Source organism: Spirosoma koreense (genome assembly GCF_054777875.1).
On the sequence record NZ_BAAHAC010000022.1, the window covers coordinates 2,396,712 to 2,417,101 of the forward strand.

Below are 20,390 nucleotides of genomic sequence, written 5' to 3' on the forward strand. Positions count from 1 at the left end.
ATAGTTATAAACAACATCCTGATGAACAAATTTTTGCTACGTATCCTACTTGGTTTGCCCGGACTGGCCTTCGGGCAGCACCAACACCACGAAGGCATGAAAATGCCGCCCGAACGAGATCCGAAAGCGGATACGACCAAACCCATGAACCACTCGATGAACCACACCATGCACGACGGTATGGAGAAGGGCAGCATGATGGGCGATATGGGCAAGATGAACTACGGTCTGACGATGGATACCACGATGGGCATGACGCACTCGCTCTCGCGTAACCTGCCCATGAACCGCAACGGCTCGGGTACGTCGTGGCACCCGGACAACACGCCGATGTACGCTTACATGAGCCAGCTCTCGGGCCGGAAATGGAGTTATATGCTGCATTATGCCATTTATCTGCGCTATACGGGGCAGAACACCAACAATCCGGATAAGCGTGGCTACGGGCAGCAATTTGGCGCACCAAACTGGTTTATGGGCATGGCACAGCGTAAGGTTGGCCGACGGGGGTTGTTTCAGGTGCGGGCCATGCTTTCCCTCGACCCGCTGACGGTGGGCAACGGCGGATATCCGTTGCTGTTTCAGACCGGCGAAAGCTACCAGGGCCAGCCGCTGATCGATAAACAACATCCGCACGATCTTATTTCTGAGCTTTCGGTCAGCTATAGTCACGCGTTCAGCAAAGACATCGATCTGTACGGATATGTCGGTTACCCCGGCGAACCGGCGCTCGGGCCTCCCGCTTTCATGCACCGGATTTCGGCCTTCAATCTGCCCGATGCCCCGCTGGGGCACCACTGGCAGGATGCCACGCATATTTTGTTTGGGGTGGCTACTGCCGGATTTCGGTACAAATGGGCAAAGATCGAAGCGTCGTCGTTTACCGGGCGTGAACCCGACGAAAATCGCTATGGGTTCGACAAGCCCCGATTTGATAGCTACTCGTACCGACTGTCCCTAAACCCGTCGCCTTCGCTGGCGTTCCAGTTTTCGCAGGGATTTATTCATAGCCCCGAAGACCTACATCCGGAGGAGGATGTTACGCGGACAACCGCTTCAGTGCTGCACAGCAAAGGGTTGGGGCCGAACCGGTACGTCACCTCGACGTTTGTCTGGGGGCGAAACAGCCACGACGGTGTCGGAGAAAATTCGTACCTGGCCGAAAGCAGCCTGCAGATGGATCGGTTCGCTTTTTACGGACGGTACGAGAATATCGGGAAATCGCTGGAGGAGCTGAACCTGCTCCCGGCCATTGACCCGGTCAGCCGTTCGGTGTTTACCATCAATACCCTGACGCTGGGGATGAACTACCGGCTTGCGCAGGCCTACAACTCCGACCTGGTGCTGGGCGCGCAGGTTACGGGCAATAAGCCGGATGGGGTGCTCCAGTCTTTTTATGGAAAAATGCCCCTTTCCGGCGAAATTTACCTTCGGCTGTCACCCAGCCTGATGACCATGAGCAACATGAACCATGGTCGTCACGGACAGATGAAAGGAATGCGTTAGTAAATACCTGCCCTGCTCATCATTCTCCGGCATTTTGGGCACCATATTGTAAAAAGTTTCGTTATCAGTTCATTCAAAATCAACCCGTTATCATGGTACGTAACCTACTCCTGACCGCGCTGACTTCAATCCTGCTGCTCAGCAACTCATTTGCCAACACAACAAGTGGCGACGATAAAGAAAAGGAAGTGAAGCTCAAGACATCGGCCATCTGTGGCATGTGCAAAGCCCGGATCGAACGGAACCTGGCGTTTGAAAAAGGCGTGAAAGAGGCTGATCTGGATGTCAAAACGAAAGTGGTCACCATCAAATATAACCCGGCCAAAACGGATGTCGCCAAACTAAAAGCAAACATCAGCAAAACCGGTTACGATGCCGACGATGTGGTGGCCGATCAGGCGGGATACAACAAACTGCCAAGCTGCTGCAAGAAAGGCGGTGGAATGGAACATCAGTAAATTAGTATAGCCTGTAATTAAAGTCTAAACCGTGGCACGGCTTTAGACTTTAATCAAAAACTTCACAAACAAACCGATCTGGATTCTTTTGAATCCGGGTCGGTTTTTGTTTTATAAAAAAAGCCGGGTAACGCCAACGATCGGCCATATAGTACAGGTTCTGGCATCCAGTACTGGTAAGCGGACAAACGAACTGATGAATGATAATTGGGAGAACACCGACGAATTCAGGTGATAGTTGCCATTACAGGTCAAAAAAATCAAAAATTAGTGCTACTTTCGACGCGATGAGTGTTTCCGTGTATTACTTTTACTGAGAATCAGCTTTCTCATGGTACAGAAACGGGTTTCGATCGGTTTATTTGCCCTACTGGTATGCCATATACTGGCCAGTGCCATCGTGGGTGTAATAAGCTGGTGGCGAGCCGAAAATGACCTGACGGAGCGGCTTCTGGTGTATCGGTCGGTAGACAGCATCGTGGAGTTTCAGGTTCCGCTCGACAACCAGACCGATTGCGCTTCCTTAACCCGGACAACAGAAGACGGATTTAGTTACCGGGGGCACTACTATACGGTGGTCAGCCTGGACGTAAAAGGCGATACACTGCATATTGCCGGCCTTGAAGCCCCAAACCATTCGGTGTGGCAGGATGACCTGCTCGCCTTTCTCAACGATCATCTGGCCACCTCGTCGGATACGAGCCATAAAACCAGTCAGTTGCTTAAGCTCCTGCTCAAGGAGTATTCACCGGCTACCCCAGCCTCACTCTGTTTTTTGCAGTACAACGGGTATCAATCCATTCGAATACCGGATGCCTCTTTCGCGTTCAGGACACGTTCGGCTTCCATTCCCTCGCCCCCTCCAGAACAGGCTTAAGGCGTATCTGCCGTCGTATGAATCATCCACTATACGGCTGTCAGGTCGCTTTCATTTTCCTGATCTTTTCCCGGTCATCGACTGCGCTTAGGTCGGCGGTCAATTCCTGTAATTCTCCGTTTCGGACGCAGCGCTGCCCAACCATGCCAATTGTGCTGAATACGCCTACCCTGGAAAGATCCAGGTGAATAGGTTATGGGGGCACGGTTCGGCATAGGAGCTGATTGGCATCAGCCGGGTTTATCGATGCGCTGCTATCGATCAGGAAAACCATACCAGGGTCGGTCGTACAGGCCAGTCTGGTTACTTCATTGTCCTGTTTTTCATCTCCTTATCGAACACACGCATGCCCCATATTCAATTACCCGAAGGATTGCCCGGTATTTTAGGACCTATGGCGTTCAGCCCCCAGACCGAAAAGCCGCTCAATGCCCTGGCTGAAGTTTTATTACGGACGAACGCCAGTGATTCGCTCACGCAGGGGGAGCGAGAATTAATTGCCTCCTACACCTCCCGTCGAAATGACTGTTTCTTTTGCTCGACCAGTCACGGAGCAGCCGCCGACTATCTGCTGGGACGGGAGAACCAGGTGGTGGCCCAGACCTGGGAAAACCCCGAAACCGCTCCCGTATCGGCCAAAATGAAAGCCTTGCTCGCTATTGCAGGAAGTGTACAGCAGGGTGGTAAGCAGGTTACGCCCGAGCAGATAGCGGCAGCGCGCGAGCAGGGAGCCACCGATCGGGACATTCACGATACGGTGCTGATTGCAGCCGCTTTTTGCATGTACAACCGCTATGTCGATGGGCTGGCCACCTGGGCACCTCAGAATCCGGAAGTCTACGCTGAAATGGGCGAGATGCTAGCCGAGAAAGGATATGGACGTGTTTCTGAAGCGTTACCTGCATAAAAGCAGGGATTCGGACCAGGTCATTGGACTGTCTGATTCAGGCACGATCTGGTCAATTCCGGTGAAGCTTTCCCGAGTCGGGCTGGGCTTCACCGGAGTTCCTACCCTCAAACTTCTTGAACTTATGAAAATCAATAAATGGAAAATGGCCCTACTGGTCTGGTCAGCGATGTTCCCCTTCAGCACGCTCCTCAGTTACGGCTTCAGTCAACTATCCTTCATGGATCACTGGCCCCTGGTAGCCCGCACGTTTTGCCTGACCTGTATGCTGGTGCCCTATATGGTGTTGGTCGCCCTGCCTTTTCTGACCCGACGGTTCCGAAACTGGTTACAGGCAGACGCCGACCTACCATCCAGCAGCCAGCCGGAAGCCGATGCGAAGATCGGGCAGGAACAATATACCCGTTTGATGCCCAATGCAGTAGGTTGACGAATCATATCGTAGGTGACAACCCACGAATGGTTACCGAAAGTCGCGGGTTGCCACGCACGTTACGACTCGTCAAATGCTGAATTCCGCCGTTCCTAAACCGCCGTCTGCCGACAGTTATGAAGCTTGACAACCAACCCGTTCGTCGAATACCTATACTTTACTTCCTGTTTCTGCTCAGCGTGCTGAGTGGCTGGATCTGGTACATGACGTCCTTGCCGGATGTGAGTTTTCTAACTCGTCGGTGGACGGCTGCGTTGACGATGATTTTTGGCTCATTCATCGCCGGATCGAGTCCGGAAGGAAGCGCGGCTATTTCGTACCCGGTGTTCACATTGTTGTTGAAGATCCCACCCCCGGTGGCCCGTAATTTTTCCTTCGCTATTCAGAGTATTGGCATGACGTCGGCTACGCTGCTGATTCTGGGGCTGCGGGTTCGGGTCGACTGGAATTACATCCGGTACGTTACGCTGGGCGGAGTAGTTGGGCTGATTTTCGGAACGTACTACGTAGTGCCCCTGATTTCGCCGGTGCTGGCCAAGCTGTTTTTTGTGTCGCTCTGGCTAAGCTTTGGTATCACGTTATGGCGCGAGAATCGAAATCCCTCCCGCATCGTCTTCGATACCATTCCTGATTTTCAGCAGCCCGATCAGATCCGGCTTGCTTTGTTCGGGCTGGTCGGTGGGGTCATTTCATCCATTTTCGGAACCGGGATCAACATCTTTACCTTCTGTCTGGTCACCATTTACTACCGGCTGAATGAGAAAGTCGCTACGCCTTCGTCGGTCATCATCATGACCATCGAGACACTGCTGGGGTTTTTTCTGCACGCGCAGGTTCTGCACGATTTCAGTCAGGAGTCGTTCGAGTTGTGGCTGACCTGTGTACCCGTCGTGGTGTTTTTCGCTCCACTAGGGGCCTTCGTAATCACGAAACTGGATCGTACGATTATTGCCCGGTTGCTCTATACGATCCTATTCGTTCAGTTTGTTGGCGCCCTGCTGGTTATTCGGCCATCCCTGTCGCAATGGCTACTTTGTCTGTTGACGCTGGGGAGCGGTTTAGCCCTTTTTGCTACCATTGCCCGACTGCGAAGCCGTTCGGTGACGTAATGGAAGTCGTTCATCTTTTTATTGTCAATCATCCTGTTAAGTTATGCCCGTATTACCAACTGAACCTATTGGCAGCGTTCCCCGCCCTGCCTATCTGCTGGAAGCCATGAGCGCCTTCCAGCAAAACCAGATTAGCTCACACGAACTTGATCATACCGTAGAAAAGGCCCTTCGGGAGACGATTCAGGCTTTTGAAGCCACCGGATCGCCGGTCATTACCGATGGTGAACAGTCGAAACCAAGTTTCGCAACTTATCCCATTGCCGGACTAGAGGGACTTTCACCGAACGGAGTCGTCATTCCGTTTGCCGATGGCCATACCCGGCAGTTGCCCGTTATCTCGAAAGGACCTTTCCGGTATACTACTTCCGCCGATACGTTTCTGGCGCGGGCGCAGCATTTGACAAAGCTGCCCATCAAGCAGGCCGTTATTGCTACGTCGGCTCTTAGCTTGCTTTATCCGGCTGGCGGCATCGATGGGTATAGCCAGGAAGCGTTTTTAGCCGATCTGGTCGATGAAGCGGAAAAGGAAATCAGACGGTGCTTTCAACTGGGGGCCTACAACGTGCAGATCGACTTTACCGAAGCTCGCTTAGCCATCAAACTGGACCCCAGCAAAGGTCTCTTACAAAGCTTTATCGACCTCAATAATCGGGTCTTAAACCGCTTCAGTCCGGGCGAACAGGCTCGTATCGGGGTTCATTCCTGCCCTGGTGGTGACCATGATTCGACCCACAGTGCCGACATTCGGTACGATGAATTGCTGCCGTATCTGTTTTCGCTGAAGGCCGGTAATTTTTACCTGGAATATGCCGCGGAAGCCGACAAAAGTGCCGTTCTGGCTTCGATCAAAGATAACCTGAAGCCGTCACAGCGGGTATTTCTGGGCGTAACCAACGTGCTGAATCCGCGCGTAGAAACGCCGGAAGAAATCCGGGATCTGATCCTGGAAGCGGCTCAGGTCATACCCGTGAGCCAGCTGGGTACGACCGACGATTGCGGTTTCTCGCCCTTCGCCGATGACGTATCGACCGCCCGCGAGATTGCCTTTGCCAAAATAAAAGCCCGGATCGACGGCACGGCTCTGGCCGGGAAAAAACTGGCTTAATGCATGCTGTCAGACGAGCTGCGCTACTACCTGGATAATGCATAGGATAGTCGCTGGAGTGTAGGCCCACCCTACCAATAATACTGCTCAGGTAGATTGCCATGCCTGGCCTGTACTCGTAGTAACGATAAAAACGATCGATTTTTCTATTGAAAAAATTTGCTGCTATCGGTTTATTCAGCTTACTGCTGTGCCATATGCTGGCTCATATGCTGGTCGTATGGATGATCAATTGGCAGGAAGAAGGCGACCTGACCAGTCGCCTGAAGGTATATAAATCGGTGGATAGTATAGTTGAGTTTTATATTCCCCTTCATCGACAAACCAACGAAGGCCAATTACCAACTCATCCCACTGAGGGATTCGTTTATCGGGATAGCTACTACCAGATCGTTCGGCAGGAAGTAAAAAATGACACATTGCTCATTTTGGGGTATGTTGATAAACATGGCCTGTTCTGGCAACAGGACTTGCTCGATTTTATCAAACACCAGTTCGGAAACGATTCGAACAGCGGTCCTCAAAAAGCCAATAACTTACTTAGGAACTTACTTAAGGAGTACTATCAGGGCGTTCGATTCGTGATCAACTTCAGCTATTCCTACTGGCGGGAACCCGTCCGAATCCCGCCCTTCGCGGCTCCTCTGATGACCTTATCCCTTCCCGTCCATTCGCCCCCACCAGAAGCCTGAGCCAATCTGTTGTATGAACCAGTCGGCGATGTTTTGATCGCCGTTGGTAAGTTCCGTCTGCGTATACACCAGACGACAGGTATGCTTGTCGCTGATGGATTCATCTGATCTTAATTCAGGAATCTGTCAGCCTGAGTACCTCATTTTATCGTATCAAGCAACACTCGTCCATTGAACATGATGGACGCAAAATCGCTTATGCTTCGTGAAAAAAATACTCTATCTCCTTGTAGGGGTAGCGACGTTGCTGGCCCTGGTGGCTGGGTTTCAGTCGCGCTCCAACTCACATGAACAAATGGTTGATCTCCTCGATAAAACGAATCATCGATTCCGCGATTACCGCAACGATTTTAGCCCGGATTCACGGCTTGCTCATATCGACTCGATGATGAAAAATTTTGCACCCAGCGAAATGGAACTGTACATGAAGGCGGATGTCCTGCTCAAATTAGGCGAGGAGGAAAAAGCTATTCCCCTGCTGGAAACGATTAGCAGGCAACTGGCTGCTACCAATCCACGCGCAAGCCGGATGGCCCTGAACGACTTGGCCTTAGCCTATCTCAGAGTAGGCGAACAAGCCAATTGCCGGACAAACCACTCGGCGGAATCGTGTATTCTGCCCATTCAGGGGCGGGGTATCCATACCGATCAAACCGGTTCGAAAAAAGCCATTGAACTCTATGGAACCTTGCTGAAACACAATCCGGATGATATCGAATCGCGCTGGCTCCTCAATCTGGCCTATATGACGTTAGGGAAGTATCCGAAGGAAGTACCGACAGCCTGGCTTATCCCGAACATGGTCGATACCAGCACGTGCATAAAGGCGTTTCAGGATGTGGCCCAACCGCTGAGGCTCGATGTCAACACCATGGCCGGCGGAGTCATTGTTGAGGATTTTGATCGAGATGGTTACCTGGATATAGCGCTGTCGGCCTGGGGGTTGGATGAGCCTATGCACTATTTTAAGAATAATACGAACGGTACCTTCAGTGATCAGTCGAAGCAGTCGGGCCTCCAACAGATGAAGGGTGGCCTAAATATGATGCAGACCGATTATAATAACGATGGGTATCCCGATATTTTCGTTCTCCGGGGGGGCTGGCAGGGTGAGTTTGGCGAACAGCCCAACTCATTACTTAAAAATAATGGCGATGGCACCTTTACCGATGTGACCACGGACAGTGGATTATTGACGTTTCACCCTACGCAGACGGCTACCTGGGCCGATTTCAATAACGATGGCTGGCTGGATGTATTCATAGGGAACGAAACCGCTAACTGGTTTCAAAGTAAGGGGAAAAGCCATCCCTGCGAACTCTTTCTGAACAATCAGGACGGCACCTTTACCGAAGTGGCCCGTCGGGCCAACTGTGCTATAACCGGATTTGTAAAAGGAGTGACGTCGGGAGATTACAATAACGATGGCTGGAAAGATCTGTTTCTATCTACCGTGGATGGGAATCGGTATCTCTTGAAAAATAGAGGATCGAGTGCCAAAATACCTTATTTTGACGATGTTACGGAAGCGGCCAAACTCAATGACGACTCGTTCGGGAGTTTCACGACCTGGTTCTGGGACTACGATAACGATGGCTGGCTGGATATTTTCGTTTGTAATTACACCTTCCAGAAATCGCTGGCCTACTATGAAGCCGCTGAAGCCCTGAAGCAACCCATTGATAAGAACGGGATGATTTACCTCTACCGGAACAACCGGAATGGCACCTTTACCAATGTTTCGGCGGAAGCAAATGTCCAGAAAACGACCTTCGCCATGGGTGGTAATTTTGGCGATATCGATAATGACGGATTTCTGGATATGTACCTGGGAAGCGGTAATCCTAACTACCGGTCGCTGGTGCCCAACAAGTTGTTCCTTAATCAGCAGGGTAAAAAATTTGCTGATGTAACGGCTTCGGGTCGGGTGGGCCACCTGCAAAAAGGGCATGGTGTTTCCTTTGCCGACCTCGATAACGATGGCGATCAGGATATATATATCGAGATGGGCGGGGCCTATATCGGCGACCGTTACCCCAATGCCTTTTACCTGAACCCTGGTCAGAGCGCCAATAACTGGGTTTGCCTGACACTACAGGGCACTCATACCAACCGGATGGCCATTGGGTCGCAGGTTAAACTGACGTTTCGGGAAAATGGTGTAGAACGGACCGTATACCGGGATGTAAATTCGGGTGGAAGCTTCGGTGCATCACCACTCCGCCGGGAAATTGGTATTGGCAAAGCAACCCTGATCGACAAAATTGAGATTCGCTGGCATGGCTCGAAAACGGTTCAGGTATTTCGGAATATCCGTCCCAACCAGTTTCTACACATCACGGAAGGAAGTTCTAATATGGATCGGGTTGCCCTCAAACAAATCCGGTTTGCCCCCGCGATAGCACCTGTATGTGGTCCTTCCACCGCTTTTGCGGGACTTCCAGGCAAGTAAGTTTGCTAAATGAGAGTGGCATTGTCAAACTATCTAAATTTACCCCCAATCTTTTACCTGTTTAATTCATTCTAAAAAAACAAAAATGGAAAGCAACGAACAAGTGCTCAAAAATCAGGAATCCATTCTGGCCAATCAGGAGACTATTCTCAAAAATCAGGCGTCGATCCTGGACAATCAGGAAAGCCTCGATTCCATTCTGGCGAACCAGAAAACCATTATTCAGAATCAGGAATCCATTCTGGGTAATCAGGATTCGATCCTCAAAAATCAGCAGTCCCTCGACAAGATTCTGGACAATCAGGAAACCATCCTGAAGCTGTTAAACAAATAAACTGAATTGTCGTACCGACCCGTCCGGGTCGGTACGACAATTTCAAACAACTCCCGTAGGTTAGCGATTAACTAAGTGCATACACCGCAGCTCTGATTGCCCAATGACCTACGAAAACTCCCTCGCTTTTGCCCAGCAACTCGACCAGGCCGATCCGCTCCGGTCGTTCCGCGACCGATTCCACATACCGCAGCCTGACGGTGACCCGCTTATCTATCTGTGTGGCAACTCGCTGGGGTTGCAACCCAAAACGGCTCGCCAGGCACTGGACCGGGAGCTGACGACCTGGCAGAATCGGGGTGTCGAGGGCTGGTTCGAGACAGCGGCCGAAGCCGAATACCCGTGGCTGAGCTACCACCAGGCCTGCAAGGAGGCTCTGGCGCACATTGTCGGTGCCGACGCGTCGGAAGTGTGCCCGATGAACGCGCTGACCGTTAATCTGCACCTGTTGCTGGCGTCGTTCTACCAGCCTACGGAAAAAAAGTTCAAAATCCTGACGATCAAAGGCGACTTTCCGTCGGATCAATATGCCCTGGAAACCCACGTACGGCATCGTGGGCATCAACCCGCCACGACGATTATCGAAATTGCCCCACGTACCGACGATGACGAATCGTCTTCCGGCTTGATTCATACCACCGATATTCAGAAAGCCATTGTCGAACACGCCGATTCGCTGGCTCTGGTCTGGATGAGCGGTCTGAATTATTATACCGGGCAACTGTATAACCTGGCTGCCATCGCCGAAACGGCTCAACGGCATTGCATTCCGATTGGGTTCGATCTGGCGCATGCCATCGGGAATGTGCCCCTGCGCCTGCACGACTGGGGCGTCGATTTTGCGACCTGGTGTTCGTACAAATACCTCAACGGTGGACCCGGAGCCGTTTCCGGCGTGTTTGTTCATCAGAAACACCACGATCAGAATCTGCCCCGGCTGGCGGGCTGGTGGGGGTATCGGGAGGCTAACCGGTTCGACATGACGCCCGGTTTTCTGCCCGAATCGGGTGCCGACGGCTGGCAGGTCAGTACGCCCAACATTCTGGCGCTGGCGCTTCACCAGGCTGCGCTGGCGATCACGCACGAAGCGGGCATGCCGGCGCTCCGGCACAAAAGCGAGCAACTGACGGGGTTTCTGGAATATGTGCTGACTCCTTTTGCGGACATTCAGATCCTGACGCCCGACGATCCGACCCAGCGCGGTAGTCAGTTGTCGCTGCTGGTGCGTAAACAGGGCAAAGCATTTTTCTCCTATTTGGCCGGGAAGGGCATCATCGGCGACTGGCGCGAACCCGATTGTATTCGGCTGGCACCCGCCCCGCTCTACAACACCTTCGAGGAGGTCTGGCGGGTTGGCGAGGCTTGCCGGGCTTTCTTTCACCCGTAGTTAGTCCTCATTCAACCGCTCGCTGGCTGCGGCTACGAAGGCAATATTGCGCTTCAGCCCATCCAGCTTGGTGCGCTTGACCGCCGACCGGCGAAAGATTTCGCGAAAAATCTCTTCCGTAATCTCTTCCCAGTCCTGTCTGGTAAATTCGGCCAGATCAGGATGCGGATCGAAGGCGGGGGTTTGGTGCGGTCGTGCGAACCGATTCCAGGGGCAGACATCCTGGCAGATATCGCAGCCGAAGACCCAGTTATCGAACCGGCCGCTGACCTCTTCGGGAATAGCTTCTTTCAGTTCGATGGTGAAGTAAGAAATGCATTTGCTGCCGTCGACTACGTAAGGGCCGACGATGGCGTCGGTCGGGCAGGCGTCGATGCAGCGGGTGCAGGTGCCACAGTAATCGGTGATCGGGCCGTCGGGTTCCAGTTCGAGGTCGAGAATCAGCTCGCCGATAAAGAAGAACGAGCCAATCTCGCGGTTGATCAGGTTGGTGTGTTTACCGACCCAGCCCAGCCCCGCCCGTTTGGCCCAGGCTTTATCCATCACCGGCGCTGAATCGACAAAGGCCCGGCCACCCACTTCGCCGATTTCATCGTGAATAAACACCAGCAGTTCCTTCAGCTTGTCTTTGATGACAAAGTGATAATCGGTGCCGTAGGCGTACTTGGATATCTTGAGATCCTCGTCACCTTCGGGCAGTCGCTGTTCCGGATAATAATTAAGCAGCACCGTAATGACCGACTTAGCCCCGTCGACGAGCAGGCGCGGATCGAGCCGCTTGTCGAAATGATTGGCCATGTAGTTCATCTGCCCATGCATCCCGTTCTTGAGCCAGGCTTCGAGCCGGGGCGCTTCTTCTTCCAGAAAATCGGCTTTGGCCACCCCGCAAAAGTCAAACCCAAGCGCTGTGGCTTTAGCTTTGATCTGTTTCGTATACTGGTGAGCGGCTGCGTGCATGAGTACTCCGTGAATGGGGCTGGCAGAAAGACAACAGATTTTCCGGACGGATAAATCCTGACAAGCCTTTGATCGTGCGGCTAAAATTGTGCCAAGTTGGCAGAAAACGCGGTTTTGGCCGGTCTTTTGCCGACCTTTGTGTATGAATTTCTGGAAGCGAACAAAAAGCTCAAAGATGGAAAATAAAGACATTGTGGACGAACAGGCGTCCAACCCTACACAACAACCTGACAACCTGACAACTGAAGAGGCCGTAACGGTCAATGGCGGTGAGCCTGCTGAGGCCGAAGAAACGCCCAATGCCGACGATTTTGTGGCAGAGACCAACAAGATCGGTAGTGAACTGGCCGAGCTGAAAGATAAATATCTCCGTTTATACGCTGATTTTGAGAACTTCCGTCGGCGCACATCGAAGGAAAAGCTGGACCTCATCGGCAATGCCAATGAAGGCTTGCTGCAGGCGCTGATTCCCGTTGTCGACGATTTTGAGCGAGCCATTCAGTCGATGGAGAATACCAACGACGTGGCCGCGGTGAAAGAAGGCGTTTCGTTGATTTATACCAAATTGTTCAAGACCCTGGAAAGCAAGGGCCTGAAGCCGATGACGTCGAAAGGGGAGCCGTTCAATGCAGATCTGCACGAATCGGTAACGCAGTTTCCGGCACCCAGCGACGACCTGAAAGGGAAAGTCATCGACGAAATCGAAAAAGGATATTACCTGAATGACAAAGTCATTCGGTTCGCAAAAGTGATTGTAGGAAGCTAAAAAGAGTGAAGAATGAAGAGTGAAAAGTGAAGAATAAGCTGCCGTACAGAGCTATTCTTCACTTTTCACTCTTCATTCTTCACTAAAAAAACATGGCAACGAAGCGCGATTATTACGAAATATTAGGCGTTGATAAGAACGTCTCATCGGAGGATTTGAAGAAAGCCTATCGCAAGATGGCCATCAAATACCATCCCGATAAAAACCCCGACGATCCGACCGCCGAAGAAAAATTCAAGGAAGCCGCCGAAGCATACGACGTGCTGAACGATCCACAGAAAAAAGCGCGCTACGACCAGTTTGGCCATGCCGGCATGAGCGGAGCGGCCGGTGGCTACGGAGCCGGTGGGCCGACGATGGAAGATATTTTCAGCCAGTTTGGCGATGTCTTTGGCGACGATTCACCGTTTGGCAGTTTCTTCCGGGGCGCTCAGGGTGGGGGCGGTGGCCGTCAACGCGTACGGCGGGGTTCTGATCTGCGCATCAAGCTGAAGCTGAATCTGCAGGAGGTTGCCAACGGCGTTGAGAAAAAGATTAAAGTGAAGCGGCACGTAACCTGCAATACCTGTGGGGGCAACGGTTCGAAAAACGGTACCGCCGTGCAGACCTGTTCGACCTGTCAGGGAACGGGCCAGACGCGCAAGGTGGTCAATACGATGCTGGGTCAGATGGTATCGACCAGCACCTGCCCGACCTGTAACGGCGAAGGCAAAATCGTGACCGATCGGTGCGATGCCTGCTTTGGCGAAGGCCGGGTGTTGCAGGAAGATGTGATTCCCATCAAGATTCCGGCCGGGGTTGCCGAAGGTATTCAACTGTCGGTAGGCGGAAAGGGTAACGTGCCGCCACGCGGGGGCGTAGCGGGTGATCTGCTCATCGTGGTCGAGGAGGAAGAAGATGCCGACCTCAAGCGCGATGGCAACAACGTTGTCTTCGATCTGTATGTCAGCTTCATCGATGCCGCCATCGGAACGAACGTCGAAGTGCCCACGATCGACGGGAAAGCCCGAATTACGCTTGAGCCCGGTACGCAGAGCGGTAAGATTCTGCGCCTGAAGGGCAAAGGGATCAAGGAACTGAACGGCTACGGTCGGGGCGATGAACTGGTGCACGTAAACGTCTGGACACCCAAAATGCTGTCGGCGGAAGAGCGGTCGATGCTCGAAAAGCTACGGAACTCCCCGAATTTCCAACCCAAGCCGAACAAAAATGAAAAAGGTTTCTTCGACAAAATGAAAGATTTCTTTCACGGTTGAACGACACACATAGCAAATAATACCGAAACAGCCTGGCTATAGCCAGGCTGTTTCGGTATTATTTGCTATAGACTTGAGATTATGAATCCAGGGGGTATTCTTCGGCTCTACTCAAATTTATAATATTCAAACTCAACGGAATCATTCGAAGATGTGGCTGTTGCCCAGTTCATAAATTTTTCTAGCCAGTCATATTTAGATAGAGACTTTTCTAAAATTTTAAAAGCATCAGAACTAATAGTTGTTGTACTCTTTTTAATTTCTAGCTTGCAACGTTGCTGCTGAATCTCCTTTCGTATAAGCTCATGAATAGTTTCGTCAGCATTATTATCCAAGCTATTTTCTACAAGTGATAAACTCCAATCAACTATATTTTGGGCAAAGTTGCCCGTCAATCTAGTTAGTTCATCATCTTCGTTGCCGATATTGGTCAGTGAAGTTTTTACACTAGCCATTGAGCGTTTAAACTGGTCGATGGAATTCTTTACTGAATTGAAAGGATTAAGGAATATAACGCTGTTTGCGTCATTAATCAACAAAGTTAAAACTGACTGAACGTATAAAGATGAAGATGAGTATTCATTCAATTTTTTGAGTATAGCTTTATCAAGTACGATTCGTGGATGAGTAGCTTCTTTACTTTCAATGATATATGCGCGTATCATAGCTTTAGAAAACAAAATATTTTCGTCCATATAGTATGGCCCAGCCGCTATTCCCCCACGTGTAAATACACCCCTTGTCATCAAAGCTATTTGAAGCCCCCGAACGTAGGTTAGTAATAGCATCAAATTGGTTGTGTAATTAACTTCATTTTCAAAATAAGGCAGTGAGATACAAATGCAATCTGAGAAGACACGGTATTCCAGATATTCTATTTCTGATTCTTCCGTGTTCTGAAACTGGGAAGTTAATACTTGCATAGCTTCCTTAAAGGCAGCTTGTAGTTTTTGAAGGATATTGGTTGATGAATCTTCATCATATTCATCAACCATTGCAGAAAAGCCTAAAATATCCATGAAACAAACGAAACGCGGTTCTACATCTATAATTTCACCTTTCGTATAACGCTTTGGATTTTTTACAAGAAGTATTTCAATGGCTGAAGAGTGTTCAATAATATTAACACCGATTTGCTTATAAAATTTATGTAAAGAAGACTTGAGTGTATCAATTGAGTAATGTTCCTTAGACAAAACAACCTGAGTAATATCTTTTACTGACAAAACGATATCATTTAAATAAGGAGCTATTTCAAGGTTTTTAAACGATAAATTATCAGTATAGTAGGGAGCAGCTTCCAGTAAACCAGTTATCAAAAACTCAGTTGAGAAAAATAACTTGTCCCAGAAAATGCTTATACGTTCTATGTTATCTGCTTCTCCGTCACCTGAGTAGCAGTTATACTCAAAAAGTAATTGTTTGAGATCACGATTGAAAGCATCAAAACAGTCGTCAGGTAACCGATATACAAATAAGTTATGATCGAACCGCTCAGCGATTTTACTACGCGTCCAATACGTTTTTATCCAGCTTGGCAAAGCAGTTTCTATGTGATTATGGAAAGTCCAGGGAAGATCAGTTAATCGAATAGATTGGAGCTCTCGTGGTAAGATATTATTTGAATAAACTTCAAGTATGAGTCCATAAAGAACAATTGGGAAAATTTGCTCGGTACCTAAGTGGCTTGGAATAAAAACGTAGCGCTCTGGTTGAACCTCCTGTTGATTATAGATAATCCGTCCAACACCTAAATAACCTCTACCTTTTGTTTGATAATATTTACCTACATTCCATAGGTCTGCTTGTTCCTGTACTGCCGTCTCATAGTTATCCGTAATAATGACTTTTTTAATTGACGAATCTAGCTCTCCGTACTTTGCAAGATCATCAATAATGAAATTAACAGTTTTAATGCAATTGGCTTTGTATTCATTCAACCATGCAATTGTAGTCGGAGTATTAGAATCTTCCGTGAGAGTAATATTTGTTATGACTTCTACATTATTCATAATTGGCTATATCATCGTTTAAAAGCAAATAAGCTTATAAAAGCTTTAATAATAGATAACAAAACAAATTCTCAGCTTGCAAATGACATAAGAAAAGCAATAAAACGTTGAGATTTTACCTGCTCCTGATTAAGTTGGATGTATACGTTTAGTTATTCGCTCTGTATGGGGTTCTTTCCGTGGACAGGGAGCACGTCCTGAGGGAAAACAGTCCAAACTAATGAGGGTGTAAAGGTGTAAGTCCAGATGTTGGTTCAGTCTTGTTCGCCCACCATCAACCCTCATGGTCGTTGGGTGCGCCAGACAGAAAAGCGTGTTTGTGGACCCCGGTAGACAGCAAGCGCGTCTCGACAGGCGAACTTTGGGCTCGTTGGGTGGCTTTGATTGACAAGTCGAACGCCTGAGTTAGCCAGTTAGAAGGTGCATATGCTAAATTCTGTGCGATAGGTTAACCGCTTGTACTTCGACCAAAGTATATTAGATTAAATGAATAAAAAACGAATTTTAAAGGCGTTGTTTATTGGTTTTATTTGTCTCGTCATTGTGACGAAGGTTGTCCGGTTAGTACTTGATTATTATACTCCTTCTTTTCTCTTTGAGTTGATTGACCAAGCAAAAGCTGATAAAGCCTTGATGGAGCGTATAGGAGGTTATGAAGAGTATAGTTTTTCATATTCATCGCCAGACCGAGCCAAACTGCACTTCGAGCTGTCAATTATTGGCGACGACAGTACAATCACGTATGAAGGCCAAGCCGCTAGAATTTCGGAACGGCAGTGGAAGGTTGAACAAGTTAAATCAACTGTTTGGGCGCCTTAATCTCTGACTTTCAAGGCTAGCTTTCCTGTGACAGGCAGCACGTCCCAAAGGAAGCTGGGCCGCCCAACCAAATGAGCGTGTAAAGGTTAGGAGTGGTTTCGTTCAGGCACGTAGCATCCTCATGCATCAGCCCTCATGGTCGTTGGGTGGATGTAACAGAACAGCCAATAACTTAATGGTTAGTTTGTGGGCGACAGGGGACACCTCGTAAAGGTAAACTTTGGATACGTTTGTCGAGCCTTGGTCGACACGGGAACCACCCAATCCCCTAAGTTAAAAGTGACAAGGGCAGTTTCGCAAAATAAGCTACACTCTCAAGAGAAAAATATGCAGACAGCCAAACCTAATTATATCGATTTGGGTCTCTCTACTCCAATGGGTCCACAACTAAGGGCATTAGTTGAGAAGCAATTGATAGCCGATTTAGCGAATTATGGAATGGTAAGTTTAAATCTAAAATTTGACTGGTCGGGCAGTTGTATTGAGGGGCATGATAGCAGTTACTTAGATGGCGACTTAGAAAATTACTCTGGTATTTTGGTTTTTGATGAGCATGATGATTTGGTTGCCGATGGCTGGATGGAGTTTATTCAAGAATGCGATTTCTTTTTGGTGTATTGGGAATACGTAACAGTTTGGCAGAACGGTGAAAAGATTTTTGACAAATCTGAAGCTGGCCTTTCAGAACACGTTTGGGCTAAAATACCGGATAATATCAAATGGAATTATGAAAAAGAACGCCTAAAATAGACAAGGTAAGCTTTCCGCTGACAGGCCGCACGTCCCAGAAGGGAAGTTTGCAGCCCAACCAAATGAGCGTGTAAAGGTCTGCGGTAGGTTTGTTGTCTTGAGCGCTTTCATTCGCCATCAATCCTTGTCATTAGGTAATTCAGATAAGCCGAAGAGGTAAAGTCCGTAAGCCTGGTCTATCTGCTGGCTTGGCGAAAAAAGTACATTGGCTTACTCGACACCGATAAAAAAGAAGTTCGCCACGAAATTCAATCGCTTGGTAATATCTATACTTCGTCATTCAATCACTTTCTTACTGAGCCTTGAACTTGTGAGATAAACGCAAAAAAGCTCTTTTCGGGGCCTTTTTGCGTTTGCCAACCCGTTGGGTTTGCTTAGGATTTCTCTATTGCGTACAGCTGATGCGCATGTTGGGTGCCGGGCTGGTCGGTATAGTGAGTTATCGAAATGTATAAGCGGCTCGACGGATTCACGGATGAATTGACCAGTCGAACCTCGCTGCGAGTACCATCAAAGTCAATGACTTTCGACCAGCTCTTTCCCTGGTCCCGGCTGTACATTAGCAGACATCTATTTTTACTGCTTAAACAGCTGTACGTCACGGCCCAAATCTCTTTGCCGGTCGGTGTCAGTCGGCTTACCATGTTCATAATGGGGCTTCGCCGGTAGGGATCTGGCAGTACCTTTCGGTCAAACCGTTTGCCATCCTGGGTCCGGATCAGGAAGTTAGTGCCTCCCAGGTAATCGCTTCCCAGCAGAATCATGTCGTCGGCTTCGGCAACCGAAATGTACCCACCCATCTGATAATGAAAGCGGTTCACTAAGTGCCAGCCATCCGATTTTCTCGATGCCCGTTCGGCCATACGCGTTGTGGTCGAGTTGACCCACAGCTGCTTTTTGTTGTCGCCATCGGTTAGAAGCGTAGCTCTTAAGAGCTGTGAGTAACGCACGACATGAATGTGTTTGTTGACTCCATTACGCTGTAAAAAATCGTTTTTTGTCCAGCTAAGTCCTTCATCGATAGAGTAATATAAAAACGCCATATTCTGCCAGTGGTCATTTTCCCAAACCGAGCCATATTCGCCGAGTAACAGCGCCTGATCGGGCAGTTCAGTCATCCCATTATTATACAGAAAATGACTGATCGGGCTCGATAATTGAAGAACCGCTTCAAAAGAAGCTCCCTGCGTTGAGCTTCTGTAGATTACTCCACCGCTGGCAACAAATAAACATCCACTGCGATTGATGAACAGCGAATCGATGGGTTCTGCAAATACATAAACCGGACGGGGTCTTAGATTAGAATTTTCTGCGCAGCAAAGCGTGGTCAGGGATGAAAAGAGGCATCCCCACAACGTGCCATGGTTGTCTTCAATACAATAGCGCCAATCGGTGTGGAGGGGTTCGAACTGAATGTCGCCCACCGGCGCTAACTTGTTGATGGTAACTACCTGTTCCAGTACGATAGGCTGATTTGGGGTAAACAGCAGATATCTCCGGTTAGCGTACAAATGGCATTGATGTTTAATTTCCCAGTAACAGAATGAAATTAGTTCGATCAGTTTTCCCACGCGATAGACCGAAACGAGAAATTTCCAAAGGTGGCTGATAGTCAGGCCACTTCGCCGGCTCAATGTGCCATAGTACCTTGATGAGATGTCCATTAGTACGGGTAGTTAAGAGAGGAAGAGTTGCGGAATAATCTTGTTGAATGTATACATTGTACTATATATACATGTAGGAAATTGCCTCAGTTTATTATCCGGTATACATATGTGAGAAAGGATGCTCCCGAAAAGATTAGTTGTATAGATTCTGCGGGAAACTGTTGATAATAAACGCCTTGCGTAAATCAGTTAGGTATAGATCCGATACTTCGGTTCACGCCGATAAGCCGGTAGTTCACTCGGAAAAAGCCGGACTTCGTCGGATTGCGCTGGTCATCGGCTGGCTTTGATAATTGATTTGTGCTATCAGATCAGCAACAGTCCTGGTTTGCCCACTCGAACAGAGGCTCAGCCAACTGATTTGGCCCAGGGCATGGCTTGTTCCGTTCATTGGTCTTACGCGTTGTTAACCTGTCTGCCGCTCATGGTCAATTTTAATGCGCCTGTCTGGCGATGCCAAACGTACATTGAGGCTCAGCTTGCCATTGTGGAGCCGATTTTAGTGAGCCCTTCGTCGTCAGGTCGTCATAAACCGATTTTCGATCTGACCGAATACCGACTCAGCGAGACCTTTCGTGGGATCGAGAAATATGTCCGGAATGATCATGGTGTGGATCCGCAGGTTGGCGAGTCCTATTTCTTTCTCGATCGAGAACATCATGTATTCTGGCTGCAGGGTGGCTGGTGGTACCAGGGGATTTACAGGTTGAGCGAGTCGGAGCAGGGAACGATGTTAAGTTATCAGATCAACAACGTGGCCCCCGATAGCAGCCGCTGGTTGGCTCCACTCGTTTACTGGCAGCAGCGGTCGGACTGGCAGCGGGACTTTCAGTCGCTGATCGACACCGTTAACGACCGGATTCGGTAAGGGGTTCTGAGTAAGTCCCTATCTGAAACAAA

The 20,390-nt window shown here is 49.3% G+C and carries 19 protein-coding genes; 16 read left to right on the forward strand and 3 right to left on the reverse strand.

Features of this window, described 5'->3' with window-relative positions:
- Positions 1 to 21: 21 nt before the first annotated feature.
- The 11 genes from ACYVC2_RS23440 (at position 22) to kynU (ending at position 11,263) form a co-directional block, all read left to right on the forward strand.
- Positions 22 to 1,506, forward strand: a complete 1,485-nt coding sequence (locus ACYVC2_RS23440) for a hypothetical protein (RefSeq protein WP_461106315.1) — start codon at positions 22 to 24, stop codon at positions 1,504 to 1,506.
- A gap of 92 nt (positions 1,507 to 1,598) precedes the next feature.
- On the forward strand, positions 1,599 to 1,964 hold the full coding sequence (locus ACYVC2_RS23445) for a heavy-metal-associated domain-containing protein (RefSeq protein ID WP_461106317.1): 366 nt from the start codon (positions 1,599 to 1,601) through the stop codon (positions 1,962 to 1,964).
- Positions 1,965 to 2,295: 331 nt separating this feature from the next.
- Complete coding sequence (locus ACYVC2_RS23450) at positions 2,296 to 2,841, forward strand: hypothetical protein (RefSeq protein WP_461106319.1); 546 nt, start codon at positions 2,296 to 2,298, stop codon at positions 2,839 to 2,841.
- Positions 2,842 to 3,187: 346 nt separating this feature from the next.
- Entirely contained in the window at positions 3,188 to 3,748 is a 561-nt protein-coding gene (locus ACYVC2_RS23455) for a carboxymuconolactone decarboxylase family protein (protein ID WP_461106321.1), read from the forward strand.
- A gap of 124 nt (positions 3,749 to 3,872) precedes the next feature.
- Complete coding sequence (locus ACYVC2_RS23460) at positions 3,873 to 4,178, forward strand: hypothetical protein (RefSeq protein ID WP_461106323.1); 306 nt, start codon at positions 3,873 to 3,875, stop codon at positions 4,176 to 4,178.
- 119 nt (positions 4,179 to 4,297) lie between these two features.
- Positions 4,298 to 5,290: a sulfite exporter TauE/SafE family protein gene (locus ACYVC2_RS23465; protein WP_461106324.1), complete on the forward strand. Its 993-nt coding sequence runs from the start codon at positions 4,298 to 4,300 to the stop codon at positions 5,288 to 5,290.
- A 43-nt stretch (positions 5,291 to 5,333) separates the two neighbouring features.
- Positions 5,334 to 6,398, forward strand: a complete 1,065-nt coding sequence (locus ACYVC2_RS23470) for a cobalamin-independent methionine synthase II family protein (RefSeq protein ID WP_461106326.1) — start codon at positions 5,334 to 5,336, stop codon at positions 6,396 to 6,398.
- A gap of 149 nt (positions 6,399 to 6,547) precedes the next feature.
- Entirely contained in the window at positions 6,548 to 7,090 is a 543-nt protein-coding gene (locus ACYVC2_RS23475; protein WP_461106328.1) for a hypothetical protein, read from the forward strand.
- Positions 7,091 to 7,295: 205 nt separating this feature from the next.
- The gene (locus ACYVC2_RS23480) at positions 7,296 to 9,542 is read left to right on the forward strand and encodes an FG-GAP-like repeat-containing protein (RefSeq protein WP_461106330.1); all 2,247 of its coding nucleotides are present in this window, start codon (positions 7,296 to 7,298) and stop codon (positions 9,540 to 9,542) included.
- An 85-nt stretch (positions 9,543 to 9,627) separates the two neighbouring features.
- A complete protein-coding gene (locus ACYVC2_RS23485; protein WP_461106332.1) occupies positions 9,628 to 9,876 on the forward strand; it encodes a hypothetical protein in 249 nt (82 codons plus the stop codon).
- Between the two features lie 103 nt (positions 9,877 to 9,979).
- Positions 9,980 to 11,263, forward strand: a complete 1,284-nt coding sequence (gene kynU, locus ACYVC2_RS23490; protein ID WP_461106334.1) for a kynureninase — start codon at positions 9,980 to 9,982, stop codon at positions 11,261 to 11,263.
- On the opposite strand, the gene queG is transcribed toward kynU, so the two are convergent.
- On the reverse strand, positions 11,264 to 12,220 hold the full coding sequence (gene queG, locus ACYVC2_RS23495; RefSeq protein ID WP_461106336.1) for a tRNA epoxyqueuosine(34) reductase QueG: 957 nt from the start codon (positions 12,218 to 12,220) through the stop codon (positions 11,264 to 11,266).
- Positions 12,221 to 12,395: 175 nt separating this feature from the next.
- Between queG and ACYVC2_RS23500 the strand changes: the two genes are divergently transcribed.
- Both ACYVC2_RS23500 and dnaJ read left to right on the forward strand, forming a co-directional pair.
- The gene (locus ACYVC2_RS23500; protein WP_461106338.1) at positions 12,396 to 12,986 is read left to right on the forward strand and encodes a nucleotide exchange factor GrpE; all 591 of its coding nucleotides are present in this window, start codon (positions 12,396 to 12,398) and stop codon (positions 12,984 to 12,986) included.
- 92 nt (positions 12,987 to 13,078) lie between these two features.
- Positions 13,079 to 14,242: a molecular chaperone DnaJ gene (gene dnaJ / locus ACYVC2_RS23505; protein ID WP_461106340.1), complete on the forward strand. Its 1,164-nt coding sequence runs from the start codon at positions 13,079 to 13,081 to the stop codon at positions 14,240 to 14,242.
- Between the two features lie 107 nt (positions 14,243 to 14,349).
- On the opposite strand, the gene ACYVC2_RS23510 is transcribed toward dnaJ, so the two are convergent.
- On the reverse strand, positions 14,350 to 16,254 hold the full coding sequence (locus tag ACYVC2_RS23510; RefSeq protein ID WP_461106342.1) for a hypothetical protein: 1,905 nt from the start codon (positions 16,252 to 16,254) through the stop codon (positions 14,350 to 14,352).
- 486 nt (positions 16,255 to 16,740) lie between these two features.
- Between ACYVC2_RS23510 and ACYVC2_RS23515 the strand changes: the two genes are divergently transcribed.
- Entirely contained in the window at positions 16,741 to 17,073 is a 333-nt protein-coding gene (locus ACYVC2_RS23515) for a hypothetical protein (protein ID WP_461106344.1), read from the forward strand.
- A 327-nt stretch (positions 17,074 to 17,400) separates the two neighbouring features.
- Entirely contained in the window at positions 17,401 to 17,823 is a 423-nt protein-coding gene (locus tag ACYVC2_RS23520; RefSeq protein ID WP_461106346.1) for a hypothetical protein, read from the forward strand.
- Positions 17,824 to 18,197: 374 nt separating this feature from the next.
- Here ACYVC2_RS23520 and ACYVC2_RS23525 read toward each other — a convergent pair whose 3' ends face one another.
- Positions 18,198 to 19,334 carry an exo-alpha-sialidase gene (locus ACYVC2_RS23525; RefSeq protein ID WP_461106348.1) on the reverse strand — a complete coding sequence of 379 codons (1,137 nt, stop codon included), beginning with the start codon at positions 19,332 to 19,334 and terminating at the stop codon, positions 18,198 to 18,200.
- Positions 19,335 to 19,914: 580 nt separating this feature from the next.
- Between ACYVC2_RS23525 and ACYVC2_RS23530 the strand changes: the two genes are divergently transcribed.
- A complete protein-coding gene (locus ACYVC2_RS23530; RefSeq protein WP_461106350.1) occupies positions 19,915 to 20,358 on the forward strand; it encodes a hypothetical protein in 444 nt (147 codons plus the stop codon).
- The last annotated feature ends 32 nt before the right edge of the window (positions 20,359 to 20,390 follow it).

Excerpts from the sequence above, each read along its gene's own strand:
- ACYVC2_RS23440 (WP_461106315.1), top strand. The coding sequence starts at position 22 with ATGAACAAATTTTTGCTACGTATCCTACTTGGTTTGCCCGGACTGGCC.
- ACYVC2_RS23445 (WP_461106317.1), top strand. The coding sequence starts at position 1,599 with ATGGTACGTAACCTACTCCTGACCGCGCTGACTTCAATCCTGCTGCTC.
- ACYVC2_RS23450 (WP_461106319.1), top strand. The coding sequence starts at position 2,296 with ATGGTACAGAAACGGGTTTCGATCGGTTTATTTGCCCTACTGGTATGC.
- ACYVC2_RS23455 (WP_461106321.1), top strand. The coding sequence starts at position 3,188 with ATGCCCCATATTCAATTACCCGAAGGATTGCCCGGTATTTTAGGACCT.
- ACYVC2_RS23460 (WP_461106323.1), top strand. The coding sequence starts at position 3,873 with ATGAAAATCAATAAATGGAAAATGGCCCTACTGGTCTGGTCAGCGATG.
- ACYVC2_RS23465 (WP_461106324.1), top strand. The coding sequence starts at position 4,298 with ATGAAGCTTGACAACCAACCCGTTCGTCGAATACCTATACTTTACTTC.
- ACYVC2_RS23470 (WP_461106326.1), top strand. The coding sequence starts at position 5,334 with ATGCCCGTATTACCAACTGAACCTATTGGCAGCGTTCCCCGCCCTGCC.
- ACYVC2_RS23485 (WP_461106332.1), top strand. The coding sequence starts at position 9,628 with ATGGAAAGCAACGAACAAGTGCTCAAAAATCAGGAATCCATTCTGGCC.
- kynU (WP_461106334.1), top strand. The coding sequence starts at position 9,980 with ATGACCTACGAAAACTCCCTCGCTTTTGCCCAGCAACTCGACCAGGCC.
- queG (WP_461106336.1), bottom strand. The coding sequence starts at position 12,220 with ATGCACGCAGCCGCTCACCAGTATACGAAACAGATCAAAGCTAAAGCC.
- ACYVC2_RS23500 (WP_461106338.1), top strand. The coding sequence starts at position 12,396 with ATGGAAAATAAAGACATTGTGGACGAACAGGCGTCCAACCCTACACAA.
- dnaJ (WP_461106340.1), top strand. The coding sequence starts at position 13,079 with ATGGCAACGAAGCGCGATTATTACGAAATATTAGGCGTTGATAAGAAC.
- ACYVC2_RS23510 (WP_461106342.1), bottom strand. The coding sequence starts at position 16,254 with ATGAATAATGTAGAAGTCATAACAAATATTACTCTCACGGAAGATTCT.
- ACYVC2_RS23515 (WP_461106344.1), top strand. The coding sequence starts at position 16,741 with ATGAATAAAAAACGAATTTTAAAGGCGTTGTTTATTGGTTTTATTTGT.
- ACYVC2_RS23520 (WP_461106346.1), top strand. The coding sequence starts at position 17,401 with ATGCAGACAGCCAAACCTAATTATATCGATTTGGGTCTCTCTACTCCA.
- ACYVC2_RS23530 (WP_461106350.1), top strand. The coding sequence starts at position 19,915 with ATGGTCAATTTTAATGCGCCTGTCTGGCGATGCCAAACGTACATTGAG.